The organism is Streptomyces sp. NPDC048441 (assembly GCF_043200235.1).
Taxonomy (GTDB): Bacteria; Actinomycetota; Actinomycetes; order Streptomycetales; family Streptomycetaceae; genus Streptomyces.
Genome location: NZ_JBICXM010000016.1, coordinates 80,375 through 104,353, shown reverse-complemented (window position 1 = coordinate 104,353; position 23,979 = coordinate 80,375). Strand labels below are relative to the sequence as shown.

22 protein-coding genes and 2 pseudogenes are annotated in these 23,979 nt (G+C 69.7%); 9 read left to right on the top strand and 15 right to left on the bottom strand.

Features of this window, described 5'->3' with window-relative positions; all coding sequences use genetic code 11:
- Positions 1-57: 57 nt before the first annotated feature.
- Positions 58-924 (top strand): family 16 glycosylhydrolase, encoded by an 867-nt coding sequence (locus ACGFSB_RS31900; protein ID WP_393406432.1) that lies wholly within the window; start codon positions 58-60, stop codon positions 922-924.
- A 45-nt stretch (positions 925-969) separates the two neighbouring features.
- Here ACGFSB_RS31900 and ACGFSB_RS31895 read toward each other — a convergent pair whose 3' ends face one another.
- The 3 genes and pseudogenes from ACGFSB_RS31895 to ACGFSB_RS31885 all read right to left on the bottom strand — a co-directional run.
- Positions 970-1,764, bottom strand: coding sequence for an SDR family NAD(P)-dependent oxidoreductase (locus ACGFSB_RS31895; RefSeq protein WP_393406429.1), 795 nt, complete (start codon positions 1,762-1,764; stop codon positions 970-972).
- A gap of 58 nt (positions 1,765-1,822) precedes the next feature.
- On the bottom strand, positions 1,823-2,239 hold the full coding sequence (locus ACGFSB_RS31890) for an SRPBCC family protein (protein WP_393406426.1): 417 nt from the start codon (positions 2,237-2,239) through the stop codon (positions 1,823-1,825).
- Between the two features lie 86 nt (positions 2,240-2,325).
- Positions 2,326-2,574 (bottom strand): annotated as a pseudogene (locus tag ACGFSB_RS31885) (aldo/keto reductase); the annotation flags it as partial.
- On the opposite strand from ACGFSB_RS31885, the pseudogene ACGFSB_RS31880 reads away from it, so the two are divergent.
- A pseudogene (locus ACGFSB_RS31880) lies at positions 2,560-2,802 on the top strand (LysR substrate-binding domain-containing protein); the annotation flags it as partial. The pseudogenes ACGFSB_RS31885 and ACGFSB_RS31880 sit on opposite strands and share 15 nt — an antisense overlap.
- A gap of 20 nt (positions 2,803-2,822) precedes the next feature.
- Here ACGFSB_RS31880 and ACGFSB_RS31875 read toward each other — a convergent pair.
- The 4 genes from ACGFSB_RS31875 to ACGFSB_RS31860 all read right to left on the bottom strand — a co-directional run bounded on the left by ACGFSB_RS31875 (position 2,823) and on the right by ACGFSB_RS31860 (position 7,818).
- Entirely contained in the window at positions 2,823-4,334 is a 1,512-nt protein-coding gene (locus ACGFSB_RS31875; RefSeq protein WP_393406423.1) for an acyl-CoA synthetase, read from the bottom strand.
- A 92-nt stretch (positions 4,335-4,426) separates the two neighbouring features.
- Positions 4,427-5,173: a succinate dehydrogenase/fumarate reductase iron-sulfur subunit gene (locus ACGFSB_RS31870; protein WP_393406420.1), complete on the bottom strand. Its 747-nt coding sequence runs from the start codon at positions 5,171-5,173 to the stop codon at positions 4,427-4,429.
- A complete protein-coding gene (locus tag ACGFSB_RS31865; protein ID WP_393406418.1) occupies positions 5,170-7,143 on the bottom strand; it encodes a fumarate reductase/succinate dehydrogenase flavoprotein subunit in 1,974 nt (657 codons plus the stop codon). Before ACGFSB_RS31865 ends, ACGFSB_RS31870 begins: the two co-directional genes overlap by 4 nt.
- A 3-nt stretch (positions 7,144-7,146) precedes the next feature.
- Positions 7,147-7,818 (bottom strand): succinate dehydrogenase, encoded by a 672-nt coding sequence (locus ACGFSB_RS31860; protein WP_393406602.1) that lies wholly within the window; start codon positions 7,816-7,818, stop codon positions 7,147-7,149.
- 132 nt (positions 7,819-7,950) lie between these two features.
- Here ACGFSB_RS31860 and ACGFSB_RS31855 point away from each other — a divergent pair, with 132 nt between their 5' ends.
- Positions 7,951-8,829, top strand: coding sequence for a LysR family transcriptional regulator (locus ACGFSB_RS31855; RefSeq protein WP_393406415.1), 879 nt, complete (start codon positions 7,951-7,953; stop codon positions 8,827-8,829).
- Between the two features lie 84 nt (positions 8,830-8,913).
- Here the strand turns inward: ACGFSB_RS31855 and ACGFSB_RS31850 are convergent, their stop codons facing one another.
- The 4 genes from ACGFSB_RS31850 to ACGFSB_RS31835 form a co-directional block, all read right to left on the bottom strand.
- On the bottom strand, positions 8,914-9,684 hold the full coding sequence (locus ACGFSB_RS31850; RefSeq protein ID WP_393406412.1) for a VOC family protein: 771 nt from the start codon (positions 9,682-9,684) through the stop codon (positions 8,914-8,916).
- An 11-nt stretch (positions 9,685-9,695) separates the two neighbouring features.
- Positions 9,696-11,831, bottom strand: coding sequence for a putative bifunctional diguanylate cyclase/phosphodiesterase (locus tag ACGFSB_RS31845; RefSeq protein WP_393406409.1), 2,136 nt, complete (start codon positions 11,829-11,831; stop codon positions 9,696-9,698).
- Positions 11,828-12,640 carry an SAM-dependent methyltransferase gene (locus tag ACGFSB_RS31840; RefSeq protein WP_393406407.1) on the bottom strand — a complete coding sequence of 271 codons (813 nt, stop codon included), beginning with the start codon at positions 12,638-12,640 and terminating at the stop codon, positions 11,828-11,830. Before ACGFSB_RS31840 ends, ACGFSB_RS31845 begins: the two co-directional genes overlap by 4 nt.
- Before the next feature lie 290 nt (positions 12,641-12,930).
- Positions 12,931-13,905, bottom strand: coding sequence for an SCO0930 family lipoprotein (locus ACGFSB_RS31835; protein WP_393406405.1), 975 nt, complete (start codon positions 13,903-13,905; stop codon positions 12,931-12,933).
- 649 nt (positions 13,906-14,554) lie between these two features.
- Between ACGFSB_RS31835 and ACGFSB_RS31830 the strand changes: the two genes are divergently transcribed.
- Both ACGFSB_RS31830 and ACGFSB_RS31825 read left to right on the top strand, forming a co-directional pair.
- The gene (locus ACGFSB_RS31830; RefSeq protein WP_393406402.1) at positions 14,555-14,683 is read left to right on the top strand and encodes a hypothetical protein; all 129 of its coding nucleotides are present in this window, start codon (positions 14,555-14,557) and stop codon (positions 14,681-14,683) included.
- Between the two features lie 16 nt (positions 14,684-14,699).
- Positions 14,700-15,464, top strand: coding sequence for a hypothetical protein (locus tag ACGFSB_RS31825; RefSeq protein WP_393406399.1), 765 nt, complete (start codon positions 14,700-14,702; stop codon positions 15,462-15,464).
- A 53-nt stretch (positions 15,465-15,517) separates the two neighbouring features.
- On the opposite strand, the gene ACGFSB_RS31820 is transcribed toward ACGFSB_RS31825, so the two are convergent.
- On the bottom strand, positions 15,518-16,159 hold the full coding sequence (locus ACGFSB_RS31820; protein WP_393406397.1) for an HAD family hydrolase: 642 nt from the start codon (positions 16,157-16,159) through the stop codon (positions 15,518-15,520).
- 202 nt (positions 16,160-16,361) lie between these two features.
- On the opposite strand from ACGFSB_RS31820, the gene ACGFSB_RS31815 reads away from it, so the two are divergent.
- On the top strand, positions 16,362-16,580 hold the full coding sequence (locus ACGFSB_RS31815; protein WP_393406394.1) for a hypothetical protein: 219 nt from the start codon (positions 16,362-16,364) through the stop codon (positions 16,578-16,580).
- A gap of 235 nt (positions 16,581-16,815) precedes the next feature.
- Positions 16,816-17,352, top strand: coding sequence for a hypothetical protein (locus ACGFSB_RS31810; protein WP_393406392.1), 537 nt, complete (start codon positions 16,816-16,818; stop codon positions 17,350-17,352).
- 175 nt (positions 17,353-17,527) lie between these two features.
- Here the strand turns inward: ACGFSB_RS31810 and ACGFSB_RS31805 are convergent, their stop codons facing one another.
- The gene (locus ACGFSB_RS31805; protein WP_393406599.1) at positions 17,528-18,031 is read right to left on the bottom strand and encodes a hypothetical protein; all 504 of its coding nucleotides are present in this window, start codon (positions 18,029-18,031) and stop codon (positions 17,528-17,530) included.
- 350 nt (positions 18,032-18,381) lie between these two features.
- Between ACGFSB_RS31805 and ACGFSB_RS31800 the strand changes: the two genes are divergently transcribed.
- Positions 18,382-19,038, top strand: coding sequence for a class F sortase (locus ACGFSB_RS31800; protein WP_393406389.1), 657 nt, complete (start codon positions 18,382-18,384; stop codon positions 19,036-19,038).
- Between the two features lie 61 nt (positions 19,039-19,099).
- Here the strand turns inward: ACGFSB_RS31800 and ACGFSB_RS31795 are convergent, their stop codons facing one another.
- Together ACGFSB_RS31795 and lysX are read right to left on the bottom strand one after the other, a co-directional pair.
- Positions 19,100-19,960: a polysaccharide deacetylase family protein gene (locus ACGFSB_RS31795; protein ID WP_393406387.1), complete on the bottom strand. Its 861-nt coding sequence runs from the start codon at positions 19,958-19,960 to the stop codon at positions 19,100-19,102.
- A gap of 100 nt (positions 19,961-20,060) precedes the next feature.
- A complete protein-coding gene (gene lysX, locus ACGFSB_RS31790; RefSeq protein ID WP_393406384.1) occupies positions 20,061-23,363 on the bottom strand; it encodes a bifunctional lysylphosphatidylglycerol synthetase/lysine--tRNA ligase LysX in 3,303 nt (1,100 codons plus the stop codon).
- Between the two features lie 114 nt (positions 23,364-23,477).
- Here lysX and ACGFSB_RS31785 point away from each other — a divergent pair, with 114 nt between their 5' ends.
- Entirely contained in the window at positions 23,478-23,939 is a 462-nt protein-coding gene (locus ACGFSB_RS31785; protein ID WP_393406382.1) for a universal stress protein, read from the top strand.
- Positions 23,940-23,979: the final 40 nt, after the last annotated feature.

Here is a 23,979-nt window from a genome sequence, read left to right as displayed (position 1 = left end):
CCTGTCCTCCCTCATCTCCCCCATCTCCCTCCCCCTCCCCCCACGTGAAGCGATGTGATGACAGTGCACAGCTCTTGGCGCCGCCGTGCGGCGCTCTCCACGGTTGCCCTGGCCTGCTGCGCCTCAGCCCTGGCAGGACTCCCCGCCGGAGCGTCGGCGGCCCCCGCTCCAGCCGAAGCCGCGGCCCCCATTTTCACCGACGACTTCGACGGCCCCGCCGGGTCAGCGGTCGACGGCGGCAAGTGGCAGATCGAGACCGGCGACAACGTCAACAACCACGAGCGGCAGTACTACACCGCGGGCAACAACAACGCGGCCCTCGACGGCCAGGGCAACCTGGTCATCACCGCCCGCAAGGAGAACCCCGGCAACTACCAGTGCTGGTACGGAAAATGCGAGTACACCTCGGCCCGGCTCAACACCTCGGGCAAGTTCACGCAGACGTACGGCCATGTCGAGGCCCGGATGAAGGTGCCGAAGGGGCAGGGCATGTGGCCCGCGTTCTGGATGCTCGGCGCCGACATCGGCGACGTCGGGTGGCCGAACAGCGGTGAGCTCGACGTGATGGAGAACGTCGGCTTCGAACCGGGTACCGTCCACGGCACGCTGCACGGCCCCGGCTACTCGGGCTCGGGCGGCATCGGCGCGGGCTACACCCTGCCCGGCGGTGAGGCGTTCTCGGACAAGTTCCACACGTTCGCGGTGGACTGGTCACCGAACAAGGTCACGTGGTCCGTGGACGGCAACGTCTACCAGACCCGCACCCCGGCCGACCTGGGCGGCAACAAGTGGGTCTTCGACAAGCCCTTCTTCCTGATCCTCAACCTCGCGGTCGGCGGCTACTGGCCCGGCGACCCGGACGGGAACACGAGCTTCCCGCAGCAGTTGGTCGTCGACTATGTGCACGTGAGCACCAACGACTAGGCAGCACAGGCGGGTAGTTGGTCGCGGACGGTCGCGGCGGTAGCCCTACGGGACGATCGAGTCCACATAGCCGCCGTCGACCCGCACCGCGCCGCCCGTCGTCGCCGAGGCCAGCGGGGAGCTGAGGTAGACGACCATGTTCGCGATCTCTTCCGGCTCGATGAGCCGCTGGATGAGGGACTGCGGGCGGTGCTTGGTCATGAACTCCCGCTGTGCCTCTTCCCAGGGCAGGCCGGAGTCGACCAGTTCGTACACGAAGTCCTCCACACCGCCGGTGTGGGTGGGGCCCGCGATCACGGAGTTGACGGTCACGCCCGACCCCGCGGCTTCCTTCGCGAAGCCCCGGGACACCGCGAGGAGCGCGGTCTTCGACATCCCGTAGTGGATCATCTCGGCGGGCGTGGCGAGCGCCGAGTCGCTGGCGATGTTCTGGATCCGCCCCCAGGAGCGGTCCCTCATGCCCGGCAGGTAGTGACGGATCATGCGGACCGCGGTCAGCACGTTGACCTCGAAGTAGCGGCGCCACTCCTCGTCACTGATGTCGAGGGCGGGTGCGGCGCCGAAGATGCCCAGGTTGTTGATGAGGATGTCCGCCTGAGGGACGGCCGTGAAGACCTGCCGGGCACCTTCGTCGGTGGAGATGTCACCGGGGGCCGGGAAGAAGTCGGCACCCCCGTGCTCCCCCTTCAGGCGCTCGACGGCCTTGTCGACGGAGGCGGTGGACCGTCCGTTGACCGCTACTCGGGCGCCCGCCCGCGCCAGGCCGACCGCGATGGCCGACCCGATCCCCTGGGTCGAGCCGGTGACGAGGGCGGTCTTTCCGGAGAGATCGACGAGCATGGTGCGTACCTCCTGCTGCGGTCTGACATGGCCCCTGGCCACTGATCCAGTAGATCACTCAGGCGGCGAGTGTCTGCTTCAGCGCGGCGAGCCCGTCGCTGAAGATGCCCTGGAACAGAGCGACGACCTCGTCGTCACCCACACCCACCGGAGTGAAGACGCCGGACCACTCCACGCGGGACGCGTCCTGTCCGGGCACCTCGTGCACCGCGAGGGTGGCCACGTAGTCGGTGGCGGGGAAGGGCGCCTGAAGGATGGAGTAGCTGTAGGTGCGCGCCTGCTCGTCGAAGGTGAGGAGTCGCTCGATGATGACGCCGCCGTCCTCGCTCTTGAGACTGCGTACGCGGCCACCCTCGCTGGATTCGCTGGAGGGGATGAACGGAAGCCAGTCGGGCAGCGAGTCGAAGCCGCCGATGAGCTGCCAGACGCGGTCGGCCGGTACGGGGATCTCGATGGACGCGGAGGTGGAAGCCATGGGTTTCTCCTTGGGCTTGGGGGCAGGGCGGGGCACTTGCTCGTATGACCGGGTAACTGACTATACGGATCAGGGCAGTTGCGAAGTCAGACGCCGGGCACGGGCGCGTCGGTGGCGATCAGCCTCTCCTCGCGCAGGTCCGCCCAGAACGCGGCCGGGACCTTCTCGCCGAGCGCGGCGACATCCTCGGCGATGCGGCTCGGCCTGGTGGCTCCGGGGATCGCCGCCACGGTCGCCGGGTGGGCGAGGGCGAACTGCAGGGCCGCGGCCTTGATACCGACCCCGTGCCGCTCGGCGAGCGCCTTGATGCGCTCCACCACACCCCGGACATCCGCCTCGACGCCGCGGAGCCGCTCACCGCGCTGGGACTTGTCGCCTCGGGCCTCGGCCTGGCGCTCATCCAGCAGAGCATGGTCCGCGGCACCACGGAGGGCGTCGCCGTACGCGAACTGCCCTGGCACCGGGCGTCCGTTCACCTGTGGGCGGCCTGGCACCGCATCGATCTGCGGCCGCTGGTGGCTTCGTTCCGCGAGACGGTGCTGGCGAGCGGCGGCATCGGCTGAGGCGGGACCGCTCGTTCCCGTCACTCCCAATAGGCCCTCCTCAGCGAGGACTTGGCCAGCTTTCCGGTGGGCGTGCGGGGAAGCGAATCCGCGAAATCCACGGAACGCGGCGCCTTGTAGTGGGCTATGCGCTCCCGTACGAACTCGACGAGCTCACGCTCAAGTCCGGGCCCGGCGGCCACCCCGGCGGCCGGTTGCACCACCGCCTTGACCGCCTCCCCCATCTCCGCGTCGGGCACCCCGATCACGGCGACGTCCGCGACCGCCGGATGCAGGACGAGACAGTCCTCGGCCTCTTGCGGGTATATGTTCACGCCACCCGAAATGATCATGAATGCCTTACGGTCGGTGAGGAAGAGGTAGCCGTCCTCGTCGACGTGCCCGACGTCCCCCGTGGTGGTCCAGTTCGGATACTTGGGGTGCTGGGCCTCGCGGGTGCGGCTGTCGTCGTTGTGGTAGCGGAAAGACAGCTCCTCGCGCTCGAAGTAGACGGTCCCCGTCTCGCCGGACGGCAGCAGCTCCCCTGCCTCGTCACAGATCCGCAGCTCCCCCAGAAACCCGTCCTTGCCCACGGATCCTGGCTTGCGCAGCCACTCCTCGGGCGAGATGAACGTGATGCCGTTGCCCTCCGTCGACGAGTAGTACTCGTACAGGACAGGACCCCACCACTCCAGCATCCGCTGCTTGACCTCGACGGGGCAGGGCGCGGCCGCGTGGATGGCGGTCTTCATCGAGGACAGGTCGTGGCGCTCGCGCACCTCCGCCGGCAGCTTCAGCATCCGTACGAACATGGTCGGCACCCACTGGCTGTGCGTGACACGATGGCGTTCGACGGCCGCCAGGGCTCCCTCCGCGTCGAAGGCGTCCATCAGGACAACCGTGCCGCCGAGCGCCGTGACGACTCCGCAGAAGCGCAGCGGGGCCGCGTGATAGATCGGCGCGGGAGAGAGATAGACGGTGTCCTCGCCGAAGCCGTACATGGCCTGGAAGATCAGCGTGTAGGTGCTCGGCTCCTCGCGTACGTCGCCGTCGGGCAGCGCGGGCTTGACGCCCTTGGGGCGGCCTGTCGTGCCGGAGGAGTAGAGCATGTCGGTGCCGCGCGGCTGGTGGGCGGGCGGTTCGGCGGACGCGGCCGCGAGTGCCTTCTCGTACGTTCCGTCGTCCAGGCCGAGGATGATCGACGGGCCGCCCGCCAACTCCGTGACCGCCACGCCCAGTTCGGTGAGCGAGCCGGAGACGATCAGGGCGCGTGCCCCGCAGTCCTTGACGATGTACGCGGCCTCGTCCGTCGTGAGGTGGTGGTTGACCGCGGTGAGATAGAGGCCCGAGCGCAGCGCAGCCCAGTAGACCTCCAGGGCACGGGGGTCGTTGTCACAGAGCAGGGCGAAGTGGTCACCCCGACGCAGGCCCGCGGCCCGCAGATGATCCGCGAGCCGCAGGGAGCGTTCTTCGAGTTGTCCGTAGGTGAGGGTCCGTGTGCCGTCGGCGGTGACGACGGCCGTCCTGGCGGGGTCGTACGCTCCGGGATACATGCGCAGAAGCTACGCGCCCCGCAGGGGCGCGGGGAACTGCGCGATCAGCCACATCCGGCCAGCAGATCACGAACTGCCCATGCGGCGCGCAGCTACCGGCTGACCTTCCGAGTGGCCCGCAGCCACTCCTTGTTCATCGCCGAGATGGACGGCAGCGGAATCCCCTTCGGGCAGGCGGTGGCGCATTCACCGGTCAACGTACAGCCGCCGAAGCCCTCTTCGTCCATCTGAGCCACCATGTCCAGGACGCGAGTCTCCCGCTCGGGAGCACCCTGCGGCAGCACGCCCAGGTGGTTCACCTTCGCCGAAGTGAACAGCATCGCCGAGCCGTTGGGGCAGGCGGCGACGCAGGCCCCGCAGCCGATGCACTCCGCGTGCTCGAAGGCGAAGTCCGCGTCCGGCTTCGGCACGGGCGCCGCGTGCGCCTCGGGAGCCGCGCCGGTCGGGGCGCTGATGTAGCCGCCGGACTGGATGATCCGGTCGAAGGACGAGCGGTCCACCACCAGGTCCTTGACGACCGGGAAGGCGGCGGCACGCCACGGCTCGACGTCGATGGTGTCGCCGTCCTCGAAGGACCGCATGTGCAGCTGACAGGTGGTGGTGCGCTCGGGCCCGTGCGCGTCGCCGTTGATGACGAGCGAGCACGCGCCGCAGATGCCCTCGCGGCAGTCGTGGTCGAAGGCGACGGGGTCGTCGCCCTTGACGATGAGCTCTTCGTTGAGGGTGTCCAGCATCTCCAGGAAGGACATGTCGGACGAGATGCCGTCCACTTCGTAGGTGGACATGGCGCCGTCGGCGTCGGCGTTCTGCTGGCGCCAGACGCGCAGGGTGAGCTTCATGCGTAGCTCCGCTGAGTGGGGTGGACGTACTCGAAGACGAGGTCTTCCTTATGAAGGGTGGGAGCCTCACCCGTGGCCGTGAACTCCCAGGCGGCGGCGTACGAGAACTCCTCGTCCACACGCGCCGCCTCTCCGTCGGGCGTCTGCGACTCCTCGCGGAAGTGACCGCCGCAGGACTCGGCGCGGTGCAGGGCGTCGAGGCACATCAGCTCGGCGAGCTCCAGATAGTCGACGATGCGGTTCGCCTTCTCCAGGGACTGGTTGAACTCCTCGCCGGTGCCGGGCACCTTGATCCGGCGCCAGAACTCCTCGCGGATCTGCGGGATGCGCTCCAGGGCCTTGCGCAGACCCGTCTCCGTACGGGCCATGCCGCAGAACTCCCACATCAGCTCGCCGAGCTCACGGTGGAAGGAGTCGGGGGTGCGGTCGCCGTCGACGGCGAGGAGCCTGCTGACACGGTCTGCGGTCTCGTCCAACACCTCCCGCACGACGGGGTGTTCGTCGGAGACCTGCTCCTGGTGCGGATTGCGTGCGAGGTAGTCGTTGATCGTGGAGGGCAGCACGAAGTAGCCGTCGGCGAGACCCTGCATCAGGGCCGATGCGCCGAGCCGGTTCGCGCCGTGGTCGGAGAAGTTGGCCTCGCCGACCGCGAACAGGCCGGGGACGGTGGTCTGGAGGTCGTAGTCGACCCAGAGTCCGCCCATCGTGTAGTGCACGGCGGGGTAGATCCGCATCGGCGTCTCGTACGGGTTCTCCGCGGTGATCCGCGCGTACATGTCGAAGAGGTTGCCGTACTTCTCCTCGACCTTCTTCTTGCCCATGCGCTGGATCGCGTCGGCGAAGTCGAGGTAGACGCCCTGGCCGCCCGGTCCCACTCCCCTGCCCTCGTCGCATACGTTCTTGGCCGCGCGCGATGCGATGTCGCGGGGCACGAGGTTGCCGAAGGCGGGGTAGATGCGCTCCAGGTAGTAGTCGCGCTCGTCCTCGGGGATCTTGTTCGGCGGGCGGTCGTCGCCGTGGGCCTTGGGGACCCAGATCCGGCCGTCGTTGCGCAGCGACTCACTCATCAGTGTGAGCTTCGACTGATGGTCGCCGGTGCGCGGAATGCACGTCGGGTGGATCTGCGTGAAGCAGGGGTTGGCGAAGTAGGCACCGCGCCGGTGGGCCCGCCAGATCGCGGTGGCGTTGGAGTTCATGGCGTTCGTCGACAGGTAGAAGACGTTGCCGTAGCCGCCGGACGCGAGGACCACCGCGTCGGCGAAGTACGTCTCGATCTTGCCGGTGATCAGGTCGCGGGCGACGATGCCGCGCGCCCGCCCGTCGACCACAATCACGTCGAGCATCTCGGTGCGCGGGTGCATCTCGACGTTCCCGGCCGCGATCTGCCGTGAGAGCGCCTGGTACGCGCCGAGCAGGAGCTGCTGGCCCGTCTGACCGCGTGCGTAGAAGGTCCTGGAGACCTGCACGCCGCCGAAGGAACGGGTGTCGAGCAGACCGCCGTACTCGCGCGCGAACGGCACGCCCTGCGCCACGCACTGGTCGATGATCTCCACCGAGATCTGCGCGAGGCGGTGGACGTTGGACTCGCGGGCGCGGAAGTCGCCGCCCTTGACGGTGTCGTAGAAGAGGCGGTGGACGGAGTCGCCGTCGTTGCGGTAGTTCTTCGCGGCGTTGATGCCGCCCTGCGCGGCGATCGAGTGGGCGCGGCGCGGCGAGTCCTGGTAGCAGAACTGCACGACGTGGTAGCCCTGTTCGGCGAGCGTGGCGCCCGCCGAGCCGCCCGCGAGGCCGGTGCCGACGACGATCACGGTGTGCTTGCGGCGGTTGGCGGGGTTGACCAGCTTGGCCTCGAAGCGGCGGGTGTCCCAGCGCTCGGCGACGGGACCGGCCGGGGCCTTGGTGTCGACGACCGGCTCTCCGGTCGCGTAGTCGGCGTACTCGCGGGAGGAGTACTCACGGGAGGAATTCATCTGCTAGCTCACCACTCCGGTCATGACGGCCACGGGTACGGCGATGAAGCCCACCGTCAGTACCAGCGCGAGGCCATTGGCGATGATCTTGAGGGCGCGGTCGCGGGTCGCCTTGCCCGCGCCGAGGGTCTGCGCGGCGCTCCAGAGCCCATGGCGGACATGGAAGCCGAGGGCGAGCATCGCGACGATGTAGATGACGTTGCCGTACCACGTGGAGAACGTGTCGATGATGTTCTGGTACGGGTGCAGGTGCTGATAGCCGCCCGGATGCACGGTGCCGGTCGTCAGGTCGAGGACGTGCCAGACGATGAACAGGCCGAGGATGATCCCGCCCCAGCGCATCGTGCGCGTGGCGAAGCTCGAACCCGCCTTCTTGTGGACGTACTTGGTGGGGCGCGCCTTGATGTCGCGACGGCTCAGCTGGTACGCGGACGTGGCGTGCGCGACCACGGCGGCGACGAGCACGACGCGGATCAGCCAGAGCGTCCACTCGTAGTGCATGAACGGCTCGCCGACCGTGCGCAGCCAGTGGGCGTAGTGGTTGAACTCCCCCGCCCCGAAGAAGATCTTCAGGTTCCCGATCATGTGGACGACCAGATAGAGCAGCATGATCAGGCCGCTCACCGCCATCACTGTCTTCTTGCCGACGGACGAGTCCCAGATCGTGCGCGTCATCGACGGCCGTCGGTCCGTCCGCGTTGCCAGAGCCATGGGAGCGACGCTAAGGCCGAAGGTCCCGATCGGTCCAAGAGATGGATCAGCTCATCTCGATAGCGAGTGACTATCATCGGCCGTACGCTGCCGTGTATGCAGTTCCAACAGCTTCTTTACTTCGTCGCGGTGGCCGAGACCAGGCACTTCACGCACGCCGCTGAGCAGGTGCACGTCTCGCAGCCCTCCCTGTCCCAGCAGGTCCGCGCCCTGGAGAAGGAGCTCGGCGCCGAGCTGTTCAGCAGGGCCCGCGGCAACATCACGCTGACCGACGCGGGCGAGGCGCTGCTTCCGCTCGCCCGCCGGATCCTCGCGGACGCCGACACCGCACGCATCGAGGTCCAGGAGCTGGCCCAGCTGCGCCGCGGCAGGATCCGGCTCGGTGCCACGCCCAGCGTCTGCACGGGCCTGCTGCCCGAGGTGCTCCGCGCCTTCCACGACCGGCACCCCGGCATCCAGCTCCTCCTGGAGGAGGGCGGCTCCCACGATCTCGTACGGGAACTGGCGCGCGGCGCCCTGGACCTGGCCGTCGTCGTGCTTCCGCTGCCGTCGCCGTCCCCCGCCCTGACAACCGTTGAGCTGCTGCGCGAGGACCTGGTCGTGGTGTCGTCGCCGGACGCGCCCAGACTCGGCGGCAGAACCGTCCGGGTCGCCGATCTCCAGCGGGAGCGCCTCGTGATGTTCCGGCACGGCTACGACCTGCGGGAGCTGACGGTCGCCGCCTGCCGGGCCGAAGGGTTCGAGCCGGAGTTCGCGGTCGAGGGCGGCGAGATGGACGCGGTCCTCGGCTTCGTGCAGGCGGGGCTCGGGGTGGCGGTCGTGCCCCGCATGGTGGCCGAGCGCGCCGGACGCGGCCTGCGGATGACGCCGCTGGCCCGCCCTACCCTGCACCGCACCATCGCGCTGGCGCACCGCAGCGATGTGGCTCCGCCGCGGGCTGCGCGGGAGCTGCAGCGGATGCTGTTGGAGCGGTAGCCGTGCGTCTGCGGGCCGGTGGGGGCTGAGCGCCCCTAGGGGCGCGGGGAACTGCGCGACCAGCCCCCACCGGGCCGCAGGTACCTAACGGGCGGAGGGCAGACCGCCGGTCTCGGGATCCCTGATCGTCAGGCAGTACGTTCCGCCCGCAGGGTCCCGCATCACGATCCAGTGCGGGCCTCGCCACACTGCCTCGGCCCCGTGGCCCTCGTGCCGGACGCGGTCCGCGTCGAGGTCGGAGCAGGAGAAGTCCAGGTGCGCCCCGGCGGGCCCGTCCGAGTCCAGGCGCTGCAGCAGGATCCGGATCGGCAGCTTCGGGGTCGGCTCGACCAGGTGGAACTCCGGCCGCGAGCCCGCGCACGACGACCAGCCCGTGAAGGCGGCCCAGAACGTCTTCTCCGCCTCCCACACGCCAGGCGGCACATCGAGGCACACCTGGTCGAGGCGGCTCGTCGTCCCGTCCTGCGCGACGACAGGACCGGGGCGGACCCGCTCACCCTCCCACCTGACCACGCAGAACAACTGACTCCCGGGAGAGCGCAGGACTTCAAGGCCGTCCTCCGCGAAGACGGCGGTGGCGCCGAGCGCCCGAGCCTCGCGCGCCTTGGCCGCCACGTCCTCCACGGCGAAGTCGAGATGCGCGCCGCCGGGTCCTTCGACCGCCTGCGCCTTCAGGCAGGCGTCGGCGCCCTCGTCCGGCTCGTCCGGCGACAGCGTCACGAACTGGCCGTCCTCGCCCCGGAACGCGGAGAGCCGCGTTCCGGTGACCGCCGCCCAGAAGGCATGGGCCTGCCCGAACCGGTCCTTGGGCCGGTCCACGAAGGCGTACACCCACTGGATCGCTCCGAAGGACACGCGCGTACTCCTCAGGTCGTCGCGTCAGCGAGCGCGAGCTCGTGCAGCTGGTCCGGCGGTCCTGGCCGTGCGTAGTACCAGCCCTGCGCCGTGTCGCAGCCCAACTCTCGCAGCTGCTCCGCCTGCGCGCCCGTCTCGACGCCCTCGACCGTCACCGTGAGGTCCAGGCTGTGGGCGAGCGCGACGATGCCCTCGACGATCTTCAGGTCGACGGGGTCGGCCGGGAAGTGCTGCATCCCCTGCGTGAAGGAGCGGTCCAGCTTGAGGATGCTCACCGGCAGGCGGCGCAGATTGGCGAGGTTCGAGTAGCCCGTGCCGAAGTCGTCGAGCGCGATGTCCACGCCCATCTCGGCGAGCCGCCGCAGCGGCTTGAGCAGGTCGTCGTCGGCGCCGATCAGCGCGGACTCGGTCACTTCCAGGCACAGCGCGCCCGGTTCGAGCCCGGCGCGCTCCAGGATCTCCACCGTGTCCGAGACCAGACCGGGGTGGGTCAGCTGCATGGGCGAGAGATTCACGTTCACGCGCAGCGGCCCCGCGTCCTTGTGCCGCGCCTCCCAGGTGCGGGCCTGGCGGACCGATTCCTCCAGGACCCAGCGCCCGAGCGGCACGATCAGACCGGTGTTCTCGGCGAGCGGGATGAACCGGTCAGGACCGATGACCCCGTGCTGCGGGTGCAGCCACCGCACCAGCGCCTCCGCGCCGCGCACACTGCCGTCGCCGAGGTGGACCAGGGGCTGGTACTCGATGAAGAACTCGCCACGCTCCAGAGCGGCGGGCAGCGCGGTGGTGAGGCCGTGCCGGGTGATGGCGCGGGCGTCGGCCTCGGCGTCGGCGAGCTCGAAGCGGTTGCCGCCCGCCGACTTGGCGCGGTACATCGTGATGTCGGCGCTGCGCAGCACTTCCGCCGCGTTGCGCTCCCCTGCCGGGCCCTCGACTATGCCGATGCTGCCGCGCACGGTCAGTTCACGGCCTTCGACGCGGATCGGCGTGGAGAGCGCGTGCATGATGCGCCCCGCGAGGTCGTCCACCTCGGCCTCGGTGTCGCGGCCCGTGGTCAGCGCGACGAACTCGTCGCCGCCGAGCCTCGCGACCATCTCGCCGGGCGCGGTGGCACACGACTGGAGCCGGTCGGCGACCTCGACGAGGAGCCGGTCGCCCGCCGCGTGCCCGAGGCTGTCGTTGACGGTCTTGAAGCCGTCGAGGTCGAGATAGCAGAGCCCGAACCGAGCGCCTTCGCCCGCCGCGAGGGCCTTCTCCAGGCGCTCGAAGAACAGCGTCCTGTTGGGCAGGCCGGTGAGCGCGTCGTGCGTGGCTTCGTAGCGCAGGCGCAGATTGAGCAGCCTGCGCTCGGTGGTGTCCTCCATCAACGCCAGTTGGTACTGCGGCACTCCATCGGCGTCACGCAGCAGCGAGACGGTCAGATTGGTCCACAGGACCGTGCCGTCGGGCCGGTAGAAGGCCTTCTCCACGCGGTAGTGCTCGCGCTCTCCGCGCACCAGCTCTTCGTAGAGCCTCCATACGTGCGGGGAGTCGTCGGGGTGCGTCCACTCCCCCACGTTGCGTCCGCGCAGGTGGTTCTCCAGGCCGCCGAACATGTGGATCAGCGCGTCGTTCACCTCCAGGACCGTGCCCGTGAGGTCGGCGATGCCGATGCCGATCGCGGCGCCGTGGAAGACGGCGCGGAAGCGTGCCTCGCTCGCGTGCAGGGCCTCGGCCACCGCGCTGCGGGCGTTCAGGGCGGCCCGGGATATCGCCTCCTGCTCGCTGAGGGTGCGCTCCCGCAGGGCGGCGGCGAAGCCCGCGGCCACCGCGTGCTGCAAGCGCGCGGACCGGGCCCGCAACTCCTCCTGGGGGCCGTCCTCGCCGCAGTAGAGGACCAGGTAGGCGTCCACGCAGTCGAGGGTGCGGCTCAGCGCCTCCGGGTCGGTGCAGTGCGTACCGACGAGCGCGGCGCCGATCGCCTGCCCCTCGGCCGCCTCGAAGATCCGCTCGTGCAGCGCGGCACGCAACCTCCTCGCCAGCGGCACCAGTTGCAGCTCGAACTCGGGACGGGTCAGCGACGTCGCCGTCACCGGGAAGATGGCGCGGCTCCAGATGGTCGCGAACCTGCGCACTCTGCCCTCGGGCCCGTCCGCTTCCCCGCTCATGCCCTGCGCCCTACGCCGGCGAACCCGGAGAAGGCATACGGATCCTCCTCCTCGGGCGCGGTGTCGGGCCGCCAGCGGGGCATCGGCACGAGGCCGGGTTCCACCATGTCGTATCCCTCGAAGAACCGCGCGATCTCGTCGCGCGAGCGCATGATCAGTGGATTGCGGATGTCCTTGTAGACGCCGACAGTCTGACCGGCCTGCTCGGCGGGGATCGGGATCCCTTCGTACGAGGCGTGAGTGAGGGCGACCATGCTGCCGGGCGCGGTTGCGTCCCGCAGTTCGGCGACCGCTGTGTAGGGATCGTACGCGTCCTCCACGAAATGCAGGACGGCGACCAAGAGAAGGGCAACCGGCCTGTCCAGGTCGAGGAGTCCCCTGACCTCCGAACTGCCCAGAATGTCCCGTGGCTTGCGCAGATCCGCGGCGATGACAGCGGACCTTCCGTCGCCGTCGAGCACGGCCCGGCTGTGCTCGACGGCCACCGGGTCGTGATCGACGTACACCACGCGGGCGTCGGGGCTCGCCTGCTGCGCGACCTCGTGGACGTTGCCGAAGGTGGGGATGCCCGAGCCGATGTCCAGGAACTGGGTGATGCCCTGGTCCACGGCGAAACGCACCGCTCGGCGCATGAAGGCACGATTCGCCTGCATGATCTTGGGCAGCCCCGGCATGAACTCCATGGCCCGGCGGGCTGCGTCCCGGTCGACCTCGAAGTTGTGCGAACCGCCCAGGTAATAGTCGTAGATGCGGGACACGCTGGGCATCGTGATGTCGATGCCCAGCGGGGCCCAGGCGGGACGCTCCATCAGGACTCCAAGACGTAGGCGAGGCGAGCCGGTGTTCGAAGTGAGGCTACTGATCGTCCGCCAAGGGAGCGAGTCAAAACGGAAATTGGCCGTCCGTTCTCGGTCACTGCCTGTGGCAAGTGCCGAATATCAGCCCAAAGAACCGGTCCGTTCCTCCCCCGTGGAGGGGAAGGAACGAACCGGTCGACCGTACGCGCGGTATTTCTTGTGAGGCTCCCTTCTTGGCCGGACTTCTTCTACGGAACTCGGCTTAGGCCTCCGCTTCGGCTTCGGCTTCGGCTTCGGTGGTTCTACTTCGGCGCGCCGACCGGCTTTCCGTTCGGTCCGGCGGCGTACCAAGTACCGCCCACGCCTTGGCCGTTGGTGTCACCGGGCTTCTTGTCACCGGAGAACGTGTACATCGGCCAGCAGTCGATGGTCTGCTGCTTGCCGCCGTCCGGCCTGTTGTAGGTCATGAATCCCTTCTTCTGGATTCCCTGGGTGTCCGCCTTGTCGACCGGAGCGACGGCCGGCCACTTCTCCGCGCAAGCACCCACGCAGTTGGACTTGATGGGCCAGGCGGAGTCCTTCGTGAAGCGGTAGACGGTCATGCCGTTCTTGTCGACGACGATCTCGCCGAGTTTGGGGTCCTTGCGGGTGGAGAGCCCGGCCGGGTCCGCGGGGGCGGTCTCGGCCGGGACGGGCTCCGCGGCGGGCGATGCCTTCTTTCCGTCAGGGGCAGCGGCGTACCAAGTGCCGCCCACACCCTGGCCCTTGGCGTCGCCCGCCTTCTTGTCCATGGCGTAGCGGTACATGGGCCAGCCGTCGATGGTGAGCTGCTTGGTGCCGTCGGCCCTGGCGACCTCGCCGAGCAGGGACTTGTCCACGCCGGGTGCGGCCACGGCGCCCTCGGCGGACGCTACGGGCCAGGTCGTGGCGCAGGCGCCTTCGCAGTTCGACTTGGGCGGCTGGGCGGTGTCCTTGTCGAAGCGGTAGAGCGTGAAGCCCTCGCTGTCGGTGACGACCTGGCCGAGCTTCTTGCTGTCCCAGACAGCGAGCTGACCGGCGGCTTTCGCTTCCGCCCCCGAGCCCTTGTCCTTCCCGTCGCCCGTGTCGGCTCCGTAACCGTCACTTCCCGCGCCGTATCCGTCCGCCTTGGCAGGGGCCTGGTTGCCCACGTTCTGTCCGTTCGGCGACTGGTCCCCCTTTTCCTGACCGCACGCCGTCGTCAGCGCCAGCATGGCCGCAGCTGTCGCTACGAGTGAGGCGCTCCGCCAGGTCTTCATTTCTGACTCCCGCTGTCCGTTTGGGTGTCGTGCCGCCGGGTGCGGCTCGCATGGCCCTAGGTACGGGTGGGAACAGCTGGTGCGTTCAACCGGCGTTCAAGATTCTTTGTCCGTCAAGCTCACGCCTCCCCGTCTCCTCCCTTCGGGTCAAAGGAGGGCCGCGACGGCGTGGCAGGGCGACATGCTGCCCATGATCTCTGTCGTGCAGAGATCAACACGGGCCTCATCCGGCCTGGTCACACGCTTACTTACGCTTCTGGTGCTGGCCTGGCTCTTCGGCACGCCGGCGGCTGCCGCGGTGAGCTCGACCGCCGCGCCCGCGGACAACTGCGCCTATGCCTCGATCACTCAGGACGGCGACGCTCCTGGCGGCGACGCGGTGGCTGTCGCGGGCGACGGGGTGGTCTGCAGAGCTGGCCCCACGCCCCGCCCGAAGCCGCCTCCTCCCCCGCCACCGCCTCCACCGCCCGCTCCCGCTCCCCCGCCGCGCGCGGAGCCCCCGGCGCCGCCGCCTCCCGCGCCTCCGCCGCCTCCGCCGCCCGTGCGCCCGGCCCCTCCCGTGCCCGCACCGCCCCCGGCCCCGACCCCGACCCCGACCCCGACCCCGAAGCCTTCCCCGACCGCCCGCCCCAAGCCGACCCCGACCCCGGTGAGTTACCCCTCGTACCGCACCGCACCGCGCAAGTCTCCGCCCCCCAGCGGCCCGTCCCTGGTCTCACTCACCCTGCTCATCACCGCGCCCGCGGTGCTTGCCGTCGCCGCGCTGCGGCCGCGCTGACCGTCGGAGGTTCCCCATGTCGGAATGGCTTGTTCTCACCCTCGCGATGGCGGCCGCGTGCGGTGTCGTCCTCGTCGTCACCTTCCTGCGGCACCGCAGGACCACTCCGGACTACGACGCTTCGGAGACCCCGGACGTCATCGAGTACATGACGATGATGATCGGCGTGGTGTACGCGATCGTCCTCGGCCTGGCCATCGCCGGCGTCTGGGAGGCACGCAGCGTCGCCCAGGACCATGTCCACGCCGAGGCCCAGGCTCTGCACGAGGTCTCCGAACGGGCACGGGTCTACCCGCCCGACGTCCGCGAGCGCATCCGCTCGGACGTCCACGCGTACGTCAGCCATGTCGTCACCACCGAGTGGGACTCCATGGCCGCCCGCGGCGAACTCACCGACAGCGGCGCCCGGCTCCTCACCCGCGTACGCCACGACGTCACCGACTATCAGCCCAAGTCGGACTTCGAGGCCCAGGCCTATCAGCCGCTCGTCGACGCGGTCGCGGCCGCCGCGGACGCGCGCAGCTCCCGTGGCGACAGCGCGGGGGCCACCATGCCGGGTGTCGTCTGGTTCGGCCTGATCACCGGCGGCCTCGTCACCGTCGGCATGATCTTCGCGCTACAGATCCGCCGCACCCCGCGCGAACTCATCCTGGCGGGTCTTTTCTCGGCCTTGATCGCCTTCCTGCTCTTCCTCATCTGGGACTTCGACGCCCCGTACAGCCGCGGCGTCGCGGCCACTCCGGAACCGTTCCGCGCGCTCTTCGACCACCTCGGGGGATGAGGAAGGGCGGCCCCGCCCGCGGGGGCGGGTGGGGCCGTACCGGTGCGCGCCGCTCACCCGGCGATGAGCGGCGCGACCTGCGTGAGGGAGTCGATCCGCCAGTCCGCGGCCTCGACGACGGTCGGGTCGTCTGCCCACCAGTGCCCCCAGGGCCCGCGCCGGATGTGCGCCGCCCGCAATCCGGCCGCCTTCGCCGGATAGATGTCGTTCGCGGGGTGATCACCGACGTACAGCGTCCGCTCGGGCGCGGACTGCGCCACCTCAAGCACCCTGGCGAAGAACGACGGATCGGGCTTCGCCACACCCCACTCACCCGAGGTGACGACGAGATCGGCGGGCAGATCCAGGTCACGCAGCAGCTCGCCCACGCGCGCGGTCTGGTTCCCCGCGATGATGACGCGTACGCCCTGCTTGCGCAGCCCGCCGAGAGCGGGACGCACATCGGGGTACAGATCCGCCTCGCCCAAGTGCTCGCCGCGGCCCGCGACTTCGCGGGCGTGATAAGCGGCCGCGACATCTATGTCCGGGCTGAGCAGCCGGAGTGCTTCGGTGTTGTCCCGGCCCCGCGTGACGACACCTCCCACGAGCGCGGAGACGGTGTGACGGGGCACGCCGAGCCAATCGGCCCAGGCCGCCCAGTAGCGGTCATCTTTGGTGAGGGTCTCCCCCACGTCGAAAACGACGGTCTCAATCATCACGCCCAGCCTATGGCGCGGCCACCTTCGACGGAGGGCCTGACCCGCGCTCGGAAGGACGGTTCACATGTACGCACCGGCGCCTGTGGGAGGGGTCGGGAGGGGTATCGGCGTAGTGGGTACCCTGGCTCCCCGGCGTCAGCTCGCACGCGGGTTCGTAAACCGGGCTGCGCTGCGGCCCCGCGCGGCGCACTCTAGGGGCATGGCCTGGCAGACACCCATCATCGTCCATCCGCCCGCCCCCGACGGCGGACGGCGGGTCACCGTGCGCGGGGAAGCCGTCGGCGTCGCGCGGGACGACCGCGATCTGGCGGAGTTCCTGCGCCGCGCGGGTCTCGGCGACGCCGACATGGCACTCGACGACCCGCACCTCGTGGAGTGGCGCGGCGGCGGGCCGCACATGTGGGCGGCCGACTCCTGAGCCCCTCCCTCCGGAGGGGGCGGGGGTGTCATTACACGTCTCACCCCCTGAATCCCCGTCACAGAGCCCGGACACCCCGTCCGGTTCCCCTGTCCGGCCCACACCGTTGCCCCGTTCGCACGACAGCGATCGCGGCCGCGCTGCTCCCTGTTTAGCGTTCCGGGCATCGAGGTGCATTTCAGGTGCAAGCGGAAGAAGGTCCGCGGCTGCTCCTCGGAGACCCGGAGGAATCATCATGCGCGCGATACGCGTCGCCTCGGCCGCTCTGCTCGCCGCCACCGCCCTGGCCGTCACCGCCCCCGCCGCTTCCGCGACCGTCGCGGACGACCCCGGGACGAACAACAACATCACCTCGTTCGGCTTCCGCGTCACGCCGTCGACGATCGCCGCGGGCGGCCAGGTCACGCTCAGCGTGGACGGCTGCGAGGGCGACACGAACGTCACCTCGGGCGTCTTCGACGACGCCCATATCCCCAAGGGCCAGCAATCGGTCACCGCGATGGTCTTCCCCGACGCCAAACCCGGCGCGATGTACGAAGTGACCTTCGAGTGCAAGGGCGAGTCGGGGACCACGGATCTCACCATCGCCACGGGACGCCCCACCTCGCACCCCACCGAACCCGTGCACCGGGGCGTCAGAGCCGGCGTCGGCGGCAGTTTCGGCGGGCTCGACGTGCAGGAGATCGCTCTCGGCGGCGCCCTGATCCTGGGCACGATCGGCACCGCGTACTATTGGACGCGCCGCCGCACCGGGGACGGCAACAACTCCTGACCCGCCCACGGCACGGCGCCGTACGCACCACCGCCGCCCGGTCGCCCGCTGAGCACAGCGGCGGCCGAGCGGCGTCATGCGGTCAATGCGGTCAATGACCGCCGCCCGTCCCGACCGGCGCGGAAGGGGGGACGCGCCGGTCAGGGAGGCGGAACCTGCGATATCGGACGTACGGTCAGGCGCCGCGCCCGGCGGCGTTCTCCGAGCGGCGGCGCATCCAGAACACCCCGCCACCGACCACGGCGGCCGCCACAAGGGCCCCACCGATCGCCATGTCGGTACTGGTCGCCCCGGCGCTCGAGCTGCCGCCGAGACCACCGCGGACACCGCCGTGGATGACGGTGAAGGCGTCGGGCTTGTTGAGCGTCTTGCCGCCGCAGTGGACGGTGATGCTGTGGGCGCCGGGGCTGGCGTGCTGATGAACGATGGGGTTCGCGCTGGCCGTACCGCCGCCCATGGTCTTCAGGGGGGTGTCGGGGAAGGCATCCGACGTGACCTTGCTGCCCGTGGCGTGGCAGGAGCTGCCATCGACCGTGACCGTCAGCTGTCCCCCTCTGGGAATCACGCTCGGCATGGCGACAATGTTGGACGGGTCGGCCCAGGCCGATGCCGTCGGGGCGGCGAGGCCCAGGACGGCACCCGCGGTCATGGTGACCGCGAGGGCGCGAGTGGTGCGCATACGAGAAGTACGCATGTGAATCCTCCGCGGAAGACGCCCCGGGGTAACCGTCCCCGGTCGATCGGCGAGAGCGCCTCCCAGACAGACCCTCAGATGCCGTGCACAGACCCGCATTTCGGCGATCGGCCGTACCGGTGAGGCGACACGCCGAAGCGCGAACGTATTAGCGGATATTGCCGCAGGTCACGGACCGTCAGAAGATTCCTGCCCAGGGCAACTCGGATGGCTCACGCCCGATATGGCCGCCACCCGTTCGCTCCCGCTCTGTCGCCCGCCGCGCGCGCCGCGCTTAGCGTTCTCGTAAGCGCAACGGACGCGGTTCGAACACCGCGTTGAGAGGGGATCAGAGAATGCCTTCGTCCCAGCCGGCCGATGAAGAGGAAAGGCAGAAGAAGCGCGCGCCCTGGGGCGTGATGGCGCTTGTTCTGCTGACCGGCCTCGCGCTGATCCGAAATGGCTCAGGGGAATTCGACGTGGGCCCGCCACAGCCGGCGTCGGCCGCCGCGGCGGACCGCGCGCCCGACGGGGCGGGGCGGGGCGTCACGCCGCTGACGTTCTCGCCCGCCGACCGGGTCGGCATCAAGGGAATCCGGGTGGACGCGCCGGTCATGGCGGTCGGGCTCGACGCTGACGGCTGGGTGGACGCGCCGCCCCCGCAGGACCCGAATCTGGCCGGCTGGTTCACCGGAGGCGTGTCGCCGGGTGAGAAGGGCACGTCCGTGATCGTCGGCCATGTGGACAATCAGCAGGGGCCCGCCGTCTTCTACGGCCTGGGTTCACTGAAGAAGGGAAACCGCGTCGAGGTCCTGCGCAGGGACCATAAGACCGCGGTGTTCGAGATCTACGGAATCGAAGTCTTCGAGAAGAACAATTTCCCGGGCAGCCGCGTCTACAGCGACAAGGGGGGTCCGGAACTCCGCGTCATCACCTGTGGCGGTGGATTCTCCAAGCAGTCCGGATACGACGGGAACGTCGTCGTTTTCGCCCGCCTGGTGGATGTGCGCTGACTGCATTTCGCCGGCGCGCAGGACTTCAGCAGCACCTCACCGGGCGGGCGAAGGCCCCGAACTACGTCGCGTAACGGCTCGGCACGGTGATGCGATAGCCCGAATCGATGAGCTCCGGGAGATACGTCCGCAGCGCCTCGACGCTCTGGGAGCGGTTGCCGCCCGCGTCGTGCGAGAGCACCACGACTCCAGGGGCCGCGCCCGCGCGTACGCGCCGGACGATCGTCCTGGTGCCCGGTTCGGTCCAGTCCAGTGTGTCCACGGTCCAGGCGAGCGGCTCCATGCCCAGGGCGGCACCGAGCTGGAAGGCGTTGCGGTTCCAGGCGCCGTAGGGGGCGCGGAACCAGGCGGGGGGTTCGCCGACGGCATCCTCGACGACCTCGCAGGTGCGCTCGATCTCCTCGCGCATCGCGCTCCGGCTCATCTTCGGAAGCAGCGGATGCGTCCAGGTGTGATTGCCGATCAGATGCCCGTCGTCGGCCATCTCGCGCAGCAGGTCCTTGTTGTCGACGGCCATCTCGCCGCAGACGAAGAACATCGCGCGGACGTCGTACCGGCGCAGGGTGCGCAGAATGCCCGGCGTGTAGCGGGGGTCGGGCCCGTCGTCGAAGGTCAGCACCATGGTGCGGCCCTTACCGTCCATGCGCAGGATCGGCTTCTTGCGTACGTGGGGCAGGGCGCGCGCGGCATGGGGCGGGCCGTAGCCCGCCATGGGCTGGAGGCGGTACGCGGAGGGCTTGAGGGCGCGGGCGGCCGGTGGGCCCGCGGCAGCCGCACCGGAGGGAGCCGCACCGCTGGGAGCCGTGGGTCCTGGCGTGCCCGGCCGCTCTGTGCCCACGCATCCGGTGGTCGCGGCCAGGGAGAAGACAGCGGCGCCGCGCAGGAGTGCGCGACGCCCTGGAGTCATTTGATCCTTTTTCATGACTAATCCGTCGCATGGCGGAAGGCCCACGCGGATCAGCAACACCACAGGGGGCCGCGAAAGCACCCGATGAGACCAGCAACCGCAAGAGGGGCAGGGCTCAGCGGCGGCGTACGAGCGGGAAGGGCAGCGTCTCCCGGATCGTCAGGCCGGTGAGGAACATGACGAGCCGGTCGACGCCGATGCCTAGCCCCCCGGTGGGCGGCATGGCGTACTCCAGGGCGTCGAGGAAGTCCTCGTCGAGCTCCATCGCCTCCGGGTCTCCCCCCGCGGCGAGCAGCGACTGCGCGGTGAGGCGGCGGCGCTGCTCGACGGGGTCGGTCAACTCCGAGTACGCGGTGCCGAGTTCGGTGCCGAAGGCGACCAGGTCCCAGCGTTCGGCGAGGCGCGGGTCGGAGCGGTGCTGCCGGGTCAGCGGGGAGACATCGGTCGGGAAGTCCTTGTAGAAGGTGGGCAGCTTCGTCTTCTCCTCGACGAGGCGCTCGTACATCTCGAGTACGACGTCACCGCGGCCGTCGTCGCTCTGGTACGGGACATGGGCGCGGTCGCAGAGCCGGTGCAGCCCCGCCAGGGGGGTGTCCGCGTCGACCTCGTCGCCGAGGGCCTCGGAGATCGCGCCGTAGACCGTCTTGACCGGCCAGGGTCCTGAGATGTCGTGCTCGGTGAGCCTGCCGTTCTCGTCGGCCTTGCGGGCGATCGGCGAGCCGAAGGCGGCGGTGGCCGCGCCCTGGATGAGTTCGCGGGTGAGGTCGAGCATCACGTCATAGTCGGCGAAGGCCTGGTAGGCCTCCAACATCGTGAACTCGGGGTTGTGCTTGTAGCTCACTCCCTCGTTGCGGAAGGTGCGGCCCATCTCGAAGACCTTCTCCATGCCGCCGACGCAGAGCCGCTTCAGATACAGCTCGGGCGCGATGCGCAGGTACAGATCGAGGTCGTAGGCGTTGATGTGCGTGGTGAAGGGACGGGCGTTGGCGCCGCCGTGGATCTGCTGGAGCATCGGGGTCTCGACCTCGAGATAGCCGCGGTCGAGGAGGCCCTGACGCAGGGCCTGTACGGCGGTGGAGCGGGCCCGTACGACTTCGCGGGCGTCGGGGCTCGCGACCAGGTCGAGATAGCGGCGGCGGACCTTCGCCTCGGGGTCGGCGAGACCGCGGTGCTTGTCCGGGAGCGGGCGCAGGCACTTCCCTGTGAGCTGCCAGTCGGTGACGAAGACGGTGAGCTCGCCTTTGTCGCTGGTGCCGACCGTGCCGGTGGCGGTGATGTGGTCGCCGATGTCGGTGCCGGAGGTGAAGCGGTCAAGGACGTCGGAGCCCGACCGGTCGCGGGTCAGGGCGAGTTGGCGGTCGCCTGACCAGTCGCGCAGGACGACGAAGACCACTCCCCCGAAGTCGCGTACGAGCATGACGCGTCCCGCGACGGCGACTTGATCCCCCGTCAGGGCGGGTGTCAGTTCGGCGAGGGTGTGGGTGCGCGGCGGGAGGCCCACGGGGTAGGGGTCGACGCCGTCGGCGCGCAGCCGGTCGAGCTTGCGGTGGCGGATGCGGACCTGGTCCGGGAGGGCGGCCAATGGGTCGGCGCCGGCCGCGTCGCCCTGGCCCGCGAGGCCGAGCGCGGAGATCGGCGGGAGGCCCTCCGTGCTGGTGGGCTTGGTGACGCCCTTGGGCCCCCTGCCCTTGCCCCGGAGCTTGCGGAGCGAGGGCACAGAGACGAAGCCCTCGGCGATGCCCGATGCCAGGCTGATGCGGGCGAGGGCTCCGGCGTCGCCGTAGCAGATGAACCGGGGGTACCACTCGGGGTGGTATTTGGCATTGGAGCGGTAGAGCGCTTCGAGCTGCCACCACTTGGAGAAGAAGAGAAGCAGCTTGCGCCAGAGCCGCAGGATGGGGCCTGCTCCGATACGGGCGCCCTCCTCGAAGACCGAGCGGAACACGGCGAAGTTGAGGGAGATGCGGCGCACCCCGAACCTGCCCGCGCCCGCGCAGAGTTCGGCGACCATGAACTCCATGACGCCGTTGGGCGCGGTCGCGCGGTCGCGGCGCATCAGGTCCAGGGAGACACCCTCCCTGCCCCAGGGGACGAGGGAGAGCAGGGCGATGAGCCGGCCTTCGGCGTCGAGGGCCTCGACGAGGAGGCAGTCGCCGTCCTCGGGGTCGCCGAGGCGGTCGAGCGCCATGGAGAAGCCGCGCTCGGTCTCGGTGTCCCGCCAGGCGTCCGCCTTGTCGATGATCTCCTCCATCTCCTCGTCGGAGAGGGTGGAGTGGCGGCGGATGCGGGTGGTGGCACCGGTGCGGCGTACGCGGTTCACGGCCTGCCGCGTGACGCGCATGTCGCGCCCGTCCAGGTCGAAGTCCGTGACGTGCAGGATCGCTTCGTCGCCGAGCTGGAGCGCGCCGAGCCCGGAGCGTGCGTACGCGGTGGCGCCCTCCTCGGACGCGCCCATCACGGCGGGCGCCCAGGCGTACCGCCGTGACACGTCGAGCCAGGCTCCGATCGCGCGCGGCCAGGCCTCGCGGTCGCCGACGGGATCGCCGCTGGCCAGGCAGACGCCCGCCTCGACGCGGTAGGTGATGGCGGCCTTGCCACTGGGCGAGAAGACGACGGCCTTGTCACGCCGCGTTGCGAAGTAGCCGAGCGAATCCTGGGCACCGTACGTGCCGAGCAGCGCACGGAGGCGGGGCTCCTCGTCACCGTGCAGGGCGGCTTCCATGCGCTGCGAGCGGAAGAGGGTCGCGGCGGCGTTCAGGAGGGCGAGGGCGCCGAAGAGGCCGAGCCAGAAGTGCAGCGCGCGCGGAGGCCTGCCGTCGAAGTAGTCGTGGCCGGTGAAGAGCCCGCCGCAGACGCGGTTCGCCGCCCACGGCAGGGCTTCGCTTCTCGGCAACGTACCCGGGAAGAGCGCGACGAGGCCCCAGCCGACCAGGATCGCCACGGCGAGGCCCGCGACGAGCACGAGAACGGCCCGCCGGACGGCGCCGCGGCGGGAGTCCGCGGAGAACTCCTTGCGGGCGAGGACGAGCAGGACGAAGGCGATGGCGCAGACGATGAGGGAGGGGATGGAGTCCCAGAAGAAGCCCAGGGCGACGCCGAGCACGTCGAAGGCGAGCAGCAGGCCCAGATAGACGATGACCAGCCACCATGCGACCTTCTTGCGGGCGGCGGTCGCCGCGGCGAGGAGGAAGAGGAAGACGGCGTAAGCGAGGTTCGGGCTCACCGGGACCGTGAGCACGTCGAGTACGCGGACCGCCGGGCGCAGCAGGTGGCGCAGCGGGGCGATGATCGCGAGGATCGCGCAGAAGAGGCCCAGGGTGCCGAAGAAGACGGCGAATCCCTCCGGGACCCGCTTCAGGAAGCTGCTTCGCGCGGTCGCTGTCCGTGCGGAACCGGGGCTCTCCACGCTGGTGCTCATGGGTCGACCCTAGGAAGGGTCAGCACGGGCCGCTCGTCGAGGCGATGTGGCCCGCAACGGGAACAGGCGTGGGTGCCCTCAACAGGAACGAAGGTCTCCGTTAACCTCTGCGCTGTGACCGAAGACCACTCTCACCAGTTCGAACGCGGTACAGACGGCCCGAAGGTGATCGTCGTCGGTGTCGACGGATCCGACTCCTCGCTCCGGGCGGCGGCATACGCCGGAGGACTGGCGAGACGGCAGCGTGCTCTGCTCGCCGTCGTCTATGTCCAGCCGGTCCTCGCCGCGAGCGCCGCCCTCGGCGCCCCGGTGGCCGATACGACCGACGAGATCGCCGAAGGCCTGATCACCGAGATCAGGGCGTCGGCCGAGCGGGTGAAGGACATATTCGACGTCCGCTGGGAGTTCCACACCTTCCGGGGCGACCCCTACAGCGGTCTGGTCACGGCCGCGGACGACCTCAAGGCCGACGCCGTGGTCGTCGGTGCCTCCGAGCAGGCGGGCCACCGGATCGTCGGATCGGTCGCGGTACGCCTGGTCAAGGCGGGTCGCTGGCCCGTCACCGTGGTGCCGTAGGCCACAGCCGCCAGAGTACTGAACCCTCACACATGTGACG